Here is a 10,644-nt window from a genome sequence, read left to right as displayed (position 1 = left end):
GTACGCCGGGGTGCGGCGGGTTCCGTGCGCCGGGGAGCGGTGGCCTCGGTACGCCGGGGTGCGCTGGGCTCGCTACGCCGGGCCATGGTGTCGCCGAAGCTGGGGAAACGGGGGCGGCCGTTCGAGCCGTCGGCCCCGCCACCACCGCGAGCGGCCGTTTCCTGACCCGCGGCGGCAGACCCCGACGGGTCCGTGTCCCGCTCCGGCGACGGGCGCCGCGTACCCGCGGTCGGCCTTCCCGCCGTACCCGCACTCGACCCACGCACGCCGGAGCGCCCCCGGTCGTCCGCACCCGACGGGGTGTCACCCGTGGCCGCGTCGGAAGGTGCCGTCCGGGCGTCCTCGGGCGAGGTCGGGGGGTGCGGAGGGCGTGGTGGAGTGCTGGGACGTGGGGGGAAAGAGGCACGCTGCGCTTCCGTGCTCATGCACCCCCCGTTTCCTCGTACCCGGGCCGCTGCGTAATGCGCGGGCCGGTGCCGTCCTGCCCGAGGCCCGGCACCGATTCGTCCCGGGCACCCATACCCGTACGGATGGAGCGTCATCCCAGCGCGGAAGTCCGGCCGGCGCCGCTCCGCCGTACGTGCGCGTCACTCTACGGCTTGTTCCTGGGCGAACGGGAACCAGTCCACAAGCCCGGGGCATCTGCCCGGAACGTCCCCCTACCCTGCGGTAATCCTGTCTGGCAGGCTGCGTTCATGACTGCGCGCGCCTCCGACCGGGCCCGTTACGACCGGGCCACCGCCCATCTCGACGCTCCTCTCGCGATCGTGGACCTGGACGCCTTCGACGCCAACGCCGCCGATCTCGTCCGTCGCGCCGGGGGCAAGCCCATCCGGGTCGCCAGCAAGTCCGTGCGGTGCCGTGCGCTGCTGGAACGCGTCCTGGCCCGGGACGGGTTCGCGGGAATCATGTCGTTCACCCTCGCCGAGTCGCTGTGGCTGGCCCGCTCGGGGTTCGAGGACGTGCTGCTCGCCTACCCGTCCGCCGACCGGGCCGCGTACGCCGAACTCGCCGGTGATCCGAAGCTCGCCGCCGCCGTGACCGTGATGGTCGACGACGTCGCCCAGCTCGATCTGATCGACGCGTCGCGGGGTGGTGGGCGTGAAGTCGTGCGTGTCTGCCTGGAGTTGGACACCTCTCTGAAGCTGCTCGGCGGGCGGGTGCGGGTCGGGGCCCGGCGTTCGCCGCTGCACTCCCCCGCCCAGGTCGCCGACGTGGCCCGGGCCGTGTCCCGTCGGCCGGGCTTCGAGGTCGTGGGGATCATGGCGTACGAGGGGCATGTCGCCGGTGTCGGGGACGCGGTGGCGGGACGGCCGCTGCGGTCCCGTGCCATACGGCTGATGCAGGCCGCCGCCAAGCGTGAACTCGCCGAGCGGCGGGCGGAGGTGGTGCGCGCGGTGCGGGCCGTCGTGCCGGGTCTTGAGTTCGTCAACGGCGGCGGCACCGGCTCGGTGCAGCACACGGCGGCCGAGGACGCGGTGACCGAGATCGGCGCCGGGTCGGGGCTGTACGTGCCGCGGCTGTTCGACAACTACACGTCGTTCAGCGGCCGTCCGGCGGCCCTCTTCGCCCAGCCCGTCGTACGGCGGCCGGGGGTCGGGGTCGTGACGGTCCTCGGTGGCGGGTATCCCGCCTCCGGTGCGGCCGGGCCCGACCGGCTGCCGGTGCCGTATCTGCCTGAGGGGCTGCGCTACGACCCCCAGGAGGGGGCCGGTGAGGTGCAGACGCCGCTGCTCGGCTCGCCCGCCGACGACCTGCTGATCGGTGACAAGGTGTGGTTCCGGCACGCGAAGGCCGGTGAGCTGTGCGAGCGGTTCGACGCGCTGCATCTGGTCGAGGGGAACGCGGTGACGGCGACCGTGCCGACCTACCGCGGCGAGGGCCGTACGTTCCTCTAGGCCCTGTCGTCAGTCCGCCGGGCCGATGCTGCTGCCCACGCCGCCGCCCGTGTCCGCGTCGCCGAACGGCCGGATGCCCTTGGTGATGCGGTCCATGTCAGCGAGCGGCGGACCGTCCTCGCCCGCGTCGAAGACGTAGCGGACGAGGACGGGCGACTCGGTGCCGACGCTGGACGGGAAGACGAGCGACTGGACGTAGCCGCCCGGCCCCTTGGCGGTCCGCACGCGCCAGCGCACGAGGTACCCGGCGCGGCCGGCCACCGCGACCGGCCCGGACTTGACGGCCTGGTGCGACTCGATGCCCCCGTAGAGCTCGCGGCCGAGCTTGTCGCGGTCGTAGGCCTCGTCGGCGGCGTCCTTGATGTCCGCCTTGGCGAGGGCCTCGGGGGACTTCTCGTCGTTCTCGGTCACCGTGCGGGAGAAGACGAGGCCGTGGCGGCAGAGTCCGACGCCGCCGGGGCAGTCGTAGGTGCCGTCGGTGGTCATGACGACGTCGTCCTGGGCCACGTGCTGCGGCCGGACCCAGCCGTCGAGCAGCGGGAAGGTGACGCCGTTGAGCTGGTCCTCGACGACGGCAGGGTCGTCGGCGGACGGCTCGGACGTGGACTCCTCGGGAGTCGGCTCCGGCTGGCCGGTCGTGGCCGGGGGCGCGGACGTCGGGGCCGTCCTCGTCTCCGTGCCGTCGCCGTCGTCGCCCAGCACGACGGCTCCGGTGACGATCGCCGCGACAAGGACGGCTCCGGCGGCGGTGAGGGCGACGGCCTTCGCGCGCCCGGTGCCGCCGCCCGGGGGCGGGGGCACCGGGCCCGTGGGGGCCTCGGGCGCACGGCGGTGCTCGGTCCAGGCCGTGCCGTCCCACCAGCGTTCCAGATGCGGGCCGTGCGGGTCGGGATACCAGCCGGGCGGTGGCGTCATGCTCATCCCGGCACTGTAGAGGGAGATCCCGGCCGTCCGGACACGGCTCTTAGAGGGGTGTGACGTACGCCCCGGCGATCCCGCCGTCGACCAGGAAGTCGGTGGCGTTCACGAAGGAGGAGTCGTCGCTGGCGAGGAAGGCCACGGCGGCGGCGATCTCCTCGGCCTCGGCGAACCGGCCCAGCGGGATGTGCACCAGGCGGCGCGCGGCGCGCTCCGGGTCCTTGGCGAACAGCTCCTGGAGGAGCGGGGTGTTGACCGGGCCGGGGCACAGGGCGTTGACCCGGATGCCCTCCCGGGCGAACTGCACGCCCAGCTCACGGGACATGGCGAGGACGCCGCCCTTGGAGGCCGTGTACGAGATCTGGCTGGTGGCGGCGCCCATCCTCGCCACGAAGGACGCCGTGTTGATGATCGAGCCCTTGCCCTGGCGCCGCATGTACGGGATGGCGGCCTTGCAGCAGAGGTAGACGGAGGTGAGGTTGACCTCCTGGACGCGCTTCCAGGCCTCCAGGCCGGTCTCCAGGATGGAGTCGTCGTCGGGCGGGGAGATGCCGGCGTTGTTGAAGGCGATGTCGACGCTGCCGTAGGTGTCGTGGGCCGTCCTGAAGAGGGCTTCGACCTGCTCGGGGTCGGTGACGTCCACCTTCACGAAGATGCCGCCGGTCTCCTCGGCGGCCGCCTTGCCGCGGACCTCGTCGACGTCGCCGCAGACGACGTGCGCGCCCTCGGAGGCGAGGCGGCGGGCGGCGGCGAGGCCGATGCCGCTGCCGGCTCCGGTGACGACGGCGGTACGGCCGACCAGCCGGCGGCAGATGCTTTCCTGAGCGGTCACTGTGCGGGGCCCTCCGTGCTGATGAAGACGTTCTTGGTTTCGGTGAAGGCGGCCAGGGCGTCGGGGCCGAGCTCACGGCCGACGCCCGACTGCTTGTAGCCGCCGAACGGGGTCCAGTAGCGGACGCTGGCATGGGAGTTGACGGACAGGTTGCCGGCGCGGACGGCCTGGGAGACGCGCAGGGCGCGGCCGACGTCCCGGGTCCAGATGGAGCCGGACAGGCCGTACGGGGTGTCGTTGGCGAGCCGGATCGCGTCGGCCTCGTCGGTGAAGGGCAGCAGGACGGCGACCGGGCCGAAGATCTCCTCGCAGGCCGCCGCCGAGTCGGGCCGCTCCCCGGTGAGCACGGTCGGCGGGAACCAGAAGCCGGGCCCCTCGGGTGCGCTGCCGCGCAGGGCGGGGGCGTCGTCGGGCACGAAGCCCCGGACGCGGTCGAGCTGCTGCCGGGAGATCAGCGGGCCCATCTGGGTCTTCTCGTCGGCCGGGTCGCCCACCACCACGGCGGCCAGCGTCTCGGCGAGCAGCTCGCGGACCTCGTCGTAGACCTGCTCCTGGACCAGGATGCGGGTGCGGGCGCAGCAGTCCTGGCCGGAGTTGTCCAGGAAGGAGAAGGGGTCGACGGCGGCCTTCAGGTCGGAGTCGGCGAAGACGATGTTCGGGCTCTTGCCGCCGAGTTCGAGGGTGACCGGCTTGATCTGCTCGGCGCCGAGCGCCGCGATCCGCCGGCCGGTCCTGGTGGAGCCGGTGAAGACGATCTTCGCCACCCCGGGGTGGCGGACCAGCGCGTCGCCGGTGATGTCGCCGTGTCCGGGCAGGACCTGGAAGAGGTGCTCCGGGAGCCCGGCCTCCAGGGCGAGTTCGGCAAGGCGCAGCGCGGTGAGCGGAGTGGTCTCGGCGGGCTTGAGGAGGACCGCGTTCCCGGCCGCGAGGGCGGGTGCGGTGCCCCAGGCGGCGATCGGCATGGGGAAGTTCCAGGGCGCGATCACGCCGACGACGCCGAGCGGTTCGAGGATCGTGACGTCGAGGCCGCCGGGCACCGGGATCTGCCGGCCGGTGAGCCGTTCCACTCCCCCGGCCGCGTAGTCCAGCAGGTCCCGGACGTTGCCCGCTTCCCAGCGGGCGTTGCCGATGGTGTGTCCGGCCTCCCGCACCTCCAGGCGGGCCAGTTCCTCCAGGCGCTCGTCGACGGTGACCGCGAAGCGGCGCAGCAGCCGGGCGCGGTCGCCCGGGGCGAGGGCGGCCCAGGCGGTCTGCGCCCGGGCGGCGCGGGCGACGGCCGCGTCGACGTCGGCGGGGGTGGCGGCCGGGACGGTGGCGACGACCTCCTCGGTCGCCGGGTTCAGTACGTCCAGTACGTGCTCGGAAGACAAGAAGGGCCTCACAGACGTTCGAAGGAGCGGCGCAGCTCCCAGTCGGTCACCGCGGCGTCGAACGCGTCCAGTTCGACGCGCGCCATGTTGCTGTAGTGCGCGACGACCTCGTCCCCGAAGGCGGCCTTGGCTACGGGGCTGTTCTCCCAGAGCTCGGCGGCCTCGCGCAAAGTGGTGGGGACGTGGGCGAAGTCGCCGGCGTAGGCGTTGCCGGGGCAGGGCTCGGGCAGCTCCAGCTTGTGCTCGACGCCGTGCAGTCCGGCCGCCACCAGCCCGGCCACGGCGAGGTAGGGGTTGACGTCACCGCCGGGCAGCCGGTTCTCGAAGCGCATCGAGCGGCCGTGGCCGACCACGCGCAGCGCGCAGGTGCGGTTGTCGTAGCCCCAGGCGACGGCGGTCGGGGCGAACGAGCCCGGCTGGAACCGCTTGTAGGAGTTGATGTTGGGGGCGTAGAGGAGGGAGAAGTCGCGCAGGGCGGCGAGCTGGCCGGCGAGGAAGTGGCGCATCACCTCCGACATGCCTCCGGGGTCGTCGGAGGATCCGGCCATGGCGTTGTGGCCGTCCGCGTCGGCGAGCGAGAGGTGGATGTGGCAGGAGTTGCCCTCGCGCTCGTTGTACTTGGCCATGAAGGTGATCGACATGCCCTCCTGGGAGGCGATCTCCTTGGCGCCGGTCTTGTAGACGGCGTGCTGGTCGCAGGTGACCAGGGCCTCGTCGTAGCGGAAGGCGATCTCGTGCTGGCCGGGGTTGCACTCGCCTTTGGCGGACTCGACGGTGAGGCCGGCGGCCGCCATCTCGTTGCGGATACGGCGCAGCAGGGGCTCGATGCGGCCGGTGCCGAGGACCGAGTAGTCGATGTTGTACTGGTTGGCCGGGGTCAGGCCTCTGTAGTTCGCGTCCCAGGCCTGTTCGTAGGTGTCCTTGAAGACGATGAACTCCAGCTCGGTGCCGACCTGGGCGGTGTAGCCGAGTTCGGCGAGGCGCTCCAGCTGGCGGCGCAGGATCTGGCGGGGGGCTGCGACCACGGGCGAGCCGTCGTTCCAGGCGAGGTCGGCGTGGAGCATGGCCGTGCCCTCGTTCCAGGGGACGCGGCGCAGGGTGGCCAGGTCCGGGTGCATGGCGAAGTCGCCGTAGCCGCGGTCCCAGGAGGACATCGCGTAGCCGTCGACGGTGTTCATCTCGGTGTCGACGGCGAGCAGGTAGTTGCAGCCCTCGGTGCCGTGCTTGAGGACCTCGTCCAGGAAGAAGCGCGCGGCGAACCGCTTGCCCTGGAGCCGCCCTTGCATGTCGGGGAAGGCCAGGACGACAGTGTCGATCTCACCGCCCGCGACGAGGGCATGCAGCTCCTCGACGCTCAGCGGGGGTGTGCGGTCTGCCACGGGAGGGCCTCCTTGGCTCTGGTTCCGCCGGAAGCCATAAGGTATTCCTGAGAACCATTGCTTGGGAAGGGGGTACGGCCACATGCCGGAGGAAGCTGGCGGCGAGACGCGGGACGGGCTGACGCCGGTGCTGCGGCCGGTACGCGCGGGCAACGGTTTCGAGGAGGCACTGGAGCAGATCCTCCAGGTCGTACGGCTGGGCCTGGTGCCGGGGGGCGAGCGGCTGCCGGCCGAGCGGGAGCTGGCGGAGCGGCTGGGGATCAGCCGGGTGACGCTGCGCGAGGTGCTGAAGGTGCTCCAGGACCAGGGACTGGTGGAGTCGCGGCGGGGCCGGTACGGCGGCACGTTCGTGCTGCCGCGCAACGACGCCGGCGGCGAGGACGAGCTGCGGCGCCGGATCGCCGAGGTCGACATCGAGGACATGCTGCGGTTCCGGGAAGTGCTGGAGGTGGGCGCTGCGGGGCTGTGCGCGGCGCACGGGCTGGACGGCAAGAAGGCGGAGCGGCTCCGCGAGGCCCTGGCGCGCACGCACGACGCCCCGCTCACCGACTACCGCCGCCTGGACACGCTGCTGCACCTCACGCTCGCCGAACTGTCCGGCTCCCCCACGCTCACCGCCCAGTACGCGGCCGTCCGCGCGACCGTCAACGACCTGCTCGACTGCATCCCGCTCCTCGTCCGTAACCTGGAGCACTCCCAGCGGCAGCACACGGCCGTGGTGGAGGCCGTGATCGAGGGCGACGCCGACCAGGCGCGGGAGATCATGCGCGAGCACTGCGGGGGCACGGCGGCGCTGCTGCGCGGCTTCCTCGGCTGAATCGGGACGGGTCCCGGCGAGGCGAGGATTTACCGGCGATTAACGCAGGGGTATTGCCTTCCTGTGGTGGACACGGCAAAGGTATGGATCCATTCCATTGAGTCGAACCCTCGACCCCGTGTCCGCCTCCCGTGGGGAGTCTGCCCATGTCCCAGGAATCCACCAGCACACCCGCCGCCGTGCAGGCGGACGACTATCTGGAACGCAGGGCGCTCCGCCGCGGCAGCGCCGGCTGGGTGCTGCTGACCGGACTCGGCGTCGCCTACGTCGTCTCCGGCGACTACTCGGGCTGGAACTTCGGCCTGGCCGAAGGCGGCTTCGGGGGCCTCGCGATCGCCATGGTGCTCATGGGCGCGATGTACGCGTGCATGGTCTTCGCCCTCGCCGAGCTGTCCTCGATCCTGCCGACGGCGGGCGGCGGCTACGGCTTCACCCGCCGCGCGCTGGGCCCCTGGGGCGGCTTCCTGACCGGTACGGCCATCCTCATCGAGTACGTCCTCGCGCCCGCCGCCATCGTCATCTTCATCGGCGACTACGTCGAGTCGCTGGGCCTGTTCGGCCTGGAGTCCGGCTGGCCGATGTACCTGGTCTGCTTCGCGATCTTCCTCGGCATTCACCTCTGGGGCGTGGGCGAGGCGCTGCGCTTCAGCTTCGTCGTCACGGGCATCGCGGTGGTCGCCCTGATCGTGTTCGCGCTGGCGGCACTGCCCGACTTCTCGTTCGCCTCGCTGGACGACATCCCGGTCGACTCCTCCGCCGCCGGGTCGAACTCCTGGCTGCCGTTCGGCCTGCTCGGCATCTGGGCGGCGTTCCCGTTCGGCATGTGGTTCTTCCTGGGTGTCGAGGGCGTGCCGCTGGCCGCCGAGGAGACCAGGGACCCGGCCCGTACGCTGCCGAAGGCGATCCGCTGGTCGATGGGCATCCTGGTCGTGCTGGCGGTGGTGACCTTCGTCGCGGCGGCGGGAACACGCGGCTCCGCGGCGATCCAGGAGGCGGGCAACCCACTCGTCGAGGCGCTCCAGCCGGACGGCAAGGCGACGACCCTGAGCCGGATCGTGAACTACGCCGGCCTGGCCGGCCTGGTGGCGTCGTTCTTCTCCCTGATCTACGCGGGCTCGCGCCAGCTGTTCGCCCTGTCCCGCGCCGGCTACCTGCCCCGCTTCCTGTCGCTCACCAGCCGCCGCAAGGCGCCCTACCTGGGCCTGCTGGTGCCCGGCACGATCGGGTTCCTGCTGGCGGCGGTGTCCGGGAACGGCGCCCGGATGCTGAACATCGCGGTCTTCGGCGCGACCATCTCCTATGCGCTGATGTCCCTGTCGCACATCGTGCTGCGCCGCCGCGAGCCGGAGCTGCCGCGGCCGTACCGTACGCCGGGCGGGGTGCTGACCTCCTCCGTCGCCCTGGTGCTGGCCTGTGCGGCGCTGGTGGCGACGTTCCTGGTGGATGTGACGGCGGCGTTCATCGCGCTCGGGGTGTACGTCGTGGCCATCGCGTACTTCGGTCTCTACAGCCGTAAGCGGCTGGTGGCGCAGGCGCCGGAGGAGGAGTTCGCGGCGCTGGCCGCGGCCGAGGCAGAGTTGACACGGGACTGAGACGTCGACTGTTGAGGGAGTTCTGGTGGCCAGGCCGTTGATCGGTGTCAGCACCTATCTGGAGTCCGGTGCGCGCTGGGGAGTGTGGGAACTGGAGGCCGCGCTGCTGCCGGTCGGCTACCCCCGGCTCGTACAGCGGGCGGGCGGCCTGGCCGCGATGCTCCCGCCGGACGACCCCGCGCACGCGGCCGCGGCCGTGGCCCGGCTGGACGGGCTGGTCATCGCGGGCGGGCCGGATGTGGAGCCCGTACGGTACGGCGCCGAACCGCACCCCCGCACCGGGCCGCCGGCGCGGGAGCGGGACGCCTGGGAACTGGCCCTGATCGACGCGGCCCTCGCGGCGCGCGTCCCGCTGCTCGGCATCTGCCGGGGTATGCAGCTGCTGAACGTCGCCCTCGGGGGGACGCTGGTGCAGCACCTCGACGGGCACGCGGAGGTCGTGGGCGTCTTCGGCGACCATGCGGTCAAGCCGGTGCCGGGGAGTCTGTACGCCGGTGTGGTGCCGGAGGAGACCTCGGTGCCGTCGTATCACCACCAGGCCGTGGACCGCCTGGGCGAGGGGCTCGTCCCGTCGGCCTACGCGGATGACGGCACGGTGGAGGCCCTGGAACTGCCGTCCGGTGAGGGGTGGGTGCTGGGCGTGCAGTGGCATCCGGAGATGGGCGAGGACGTGCGGGTGATGCGGGCGCTGGTGGAGGCGGCGGGGGTGGCCTGAGCCGGTGCGCGCCTACAGCGGGGAACGAGACACTCGTCTGCCGGGCGCTCGAAGCGCCATGTGCGGTAGCGGCTTGTGAAGAGTTCTGCACCGTCGCGAAGCACAGTCGAGAGCCACCCACAACACGACTTCTGCGGTGAGCCCCAGAGTGGCCTTGCACTGACTCAAATGACCTCTGCATCGATCTTTTCCACGAAATCATCGACGACTTTTCCGTGCTGCTCCAATGTTCCGTAGCATTTATCTACATCGACGGGATCCTGAGCAATCAACTTGTTCACCTGCAGGCGGAGTTCGGCCATCTTACGGATCGAGGAGCGAGCGGCCTCCGTCCCGACTAGTCGCGCCAGCGATTCCGCCTGCTCCAACTTAGTGTTGGCCGGAACATACTTCTCGTTATGCTGGCGTTCGAATTCCTCGGTATCTAGGAAATTGACCGTGGAAGCAACCTCTGTGTGGTATGTCCGGGAGCTCACCACAAGGTCGTTGTACGCACTTCGGCGAATGTCCGACGTTCGCTGAAGCGCACTCTGCTGTCGGGTATCTTCGGCCTGTTTATATACAAGCAGGCTACCGGTAAGGCCGGTCAATGCGCCGATGAGGGAGCCACCGAGTGCAGCAAATGCAACCCAGCGCTCTTTGCCCTTCCCATTGGAGGACGAGTGATCGTCGTTGCGATTTCCTTCAGCACCGGAACCGTAATCGTTCGTCATGATATCTGCATAGCCTGGTCAAGGCTTCACCGCACGCCAGGCAGAGCCGTCGCAGTGACTTCCGCGCTCTGATGAGAACCGGGGCCTTGCGCAGAGGTGACGTGACGAAGAAGGTGAGGCCCCTCAGTCTGAGCACGTTGCGTCGCCCCTCGAGGACCGAAGCCTTTCCGGTCGAGCAGGCCGGAACCCCTGCGGAACCGGGCCCTCAGCGAGGTCGATGGGGGGAGCCCCTGGGGATGATGGCGTTTGCCCTGCTTGAGAGAAGTTGAGAGCTTGGGGACGGTAGGGGCCGGCGGGGGCGAGGAAACTACCCCCGCGTCAGCGACAGCAGGTCCCTGGCCGGCCCCGTCGGGCGATGCCCGGTCGGCCACACCGCCCTCAGGTCCCGCGCCAATGCGACCCCCTCCACC

The 10,644-nt window shown here is 71.1% G+C and carries 9 protein-coding genes and 1 pseudogene; 4 read left to right on the top strand and 6 right to left on the bottom strand.

All coding sequences use genetic code 11. The annotated features are described in order from the left end of the window. The first annotated feature begins 695 nt into the window (after positions 1 to 695). Positions 696 to 1,898, top strand: a complete 1,203-nt coding sequence (locus CA983_RS33220; protein ID WP_086604499.1) for an amino acid deaminase/aldolase — start codon at positions 696 to 698, stop codon at positions 1,896 to 1,898. Positions 1,899 to 1,907: 9 nt separating this feature from the next. Here CA983_RS33220 and CA983_RS33215 read toward each other — a convergent pair whose 3' ends face one another. From CA983_RS33215 to CA983_RS33200, 4 genes are read right to left on the bottom strand one after another with little or no spacing between them, the layout of a single operon-like run. After that, the gene (locus CA983_RS33215) at positions 1,908 to 2,813 is read right to left on the bottom strand and encodes a DUF2510 domain-containing protein (protein WP_086604501.1); all 906 of its coding nucleotides are present in this window, start codon (positions 2,811 to 2,813) and stop codon (positions 1,908 to 1,910) included. 49 nt (positions 2,814 to 2,862) lie between these two features. Beyond that, positions 2,863 to 3,648, bottom strand: a complete 786-nt coding sequence (locus CA983_RS33210) for a 3-oxoacyl-ACP reductase (protein WP_086604498.1) — start codon at positions 3,646 to 3,648, stop codon at positions 2,863 to 2,865. Next, on the bottom strand, positions 3,645 to 5,018 hold the full coding sequence (locus CA983_RS33205) for an aldehyde dehydrogenase family protein (protein WP_086604500.1): 1,374 nt from the start codon (positions 5,016 to 5,018) through the stop codon (positions 3,645 to 3,647). The genes CA983_RS33210 and CA983_RS33205 overlap by 4 nt, the downstream gene beginning before the upstream one ends. An 8-nt stretch (positions 5,019 to 5,026) precedes the next feature. Further along, positions 5,027 to 6,397, bottom strand: a complete 1,371-nt coding sequence (locus CA983_RS33200; RefSeq protein WP_086604497.1) for a glutamine synthetase family protein — start codon at positions 6,395 to 6,397, stop codon at positions 5,027 to 5,029. Positions 6,398 to 6,479: 82 nt separating this feature from the next. Between CA983_RS33200 and CA983_RS33195 the strand changes: the two genes are divergently transcribed. From CA983_RS33195 to CA983_RS33185, 3 genes are all read left to right on the top strand, one after another. Then, on the top strand, positions 6,480 to 7,214 hold the full coding sequence (locus CA983_RS33195; RefSeq protein WP_086604496.1) for a FadR/GntR family transcriptional regulator: 735 nt from the start codon (positions 6,480 to 6,482) through the stop codon (positions 7,212 to 7,214). A 146-nt stretch (positions 7,215 to 7,360) separates the two neighbouring features. After that, positions 7,361 to 8,806, top strand: a complete 1,446-nt coding sequence (gene eat, locus CA983_RS33190; protein WP_086604495.1) for an ethanolamine permease — start codon at positions 7,361 to 7,363, stop codon at positions 8,804 to 8,806. 22 nt (positions 8,807 to 8,828) lie between these two features. Next, complete coding sequence (locus CA983_RS33185) at positions 8,829 to 9,521, top strand: gamma-glutamyl-gamma-aminobutyrate hydrolase family protein (protein WP_086604494.1); 693 nt, start codon at positions 8,829 to 8,831, stop codon at positions 9,519 to 9,521. Between the two features lie 164 nt (positions 9,522 to 9,685). On the opposite strand, the gene CA983_RS45945 is transcribed toward CA983_RS33185, so the two are convergent. Next, entirely contained in the window at positions 9,686 to 10,234 is a 549-nt protein-coding gene (locus CA983_RS45945; RefSeq protein WP_143645612.1) for a hypothetical protein, read from the bottom strand. Between the two features lie 307 nt (positions 10,235 to 10,541). Beyond that, a pseudogene (locus CA983_RS48380) lies at positions 10,542 to 10,644 on the bottom strand (LysR family transcriptional regulator); the annotation flags it as partial.

It is taken from the genome of Streptomyces swartbergensis (assembly GCF_002148965.1).
Lineage (GTDB): Bacteria > Actinomycetota > Actinomycetes > Streptomycetales > Streptomycetaceae > Streptomyces > Streptomyces swartbergensis.
This window is presented reverse-complemented; position numbering and strand designations above follow the sequence as displayed.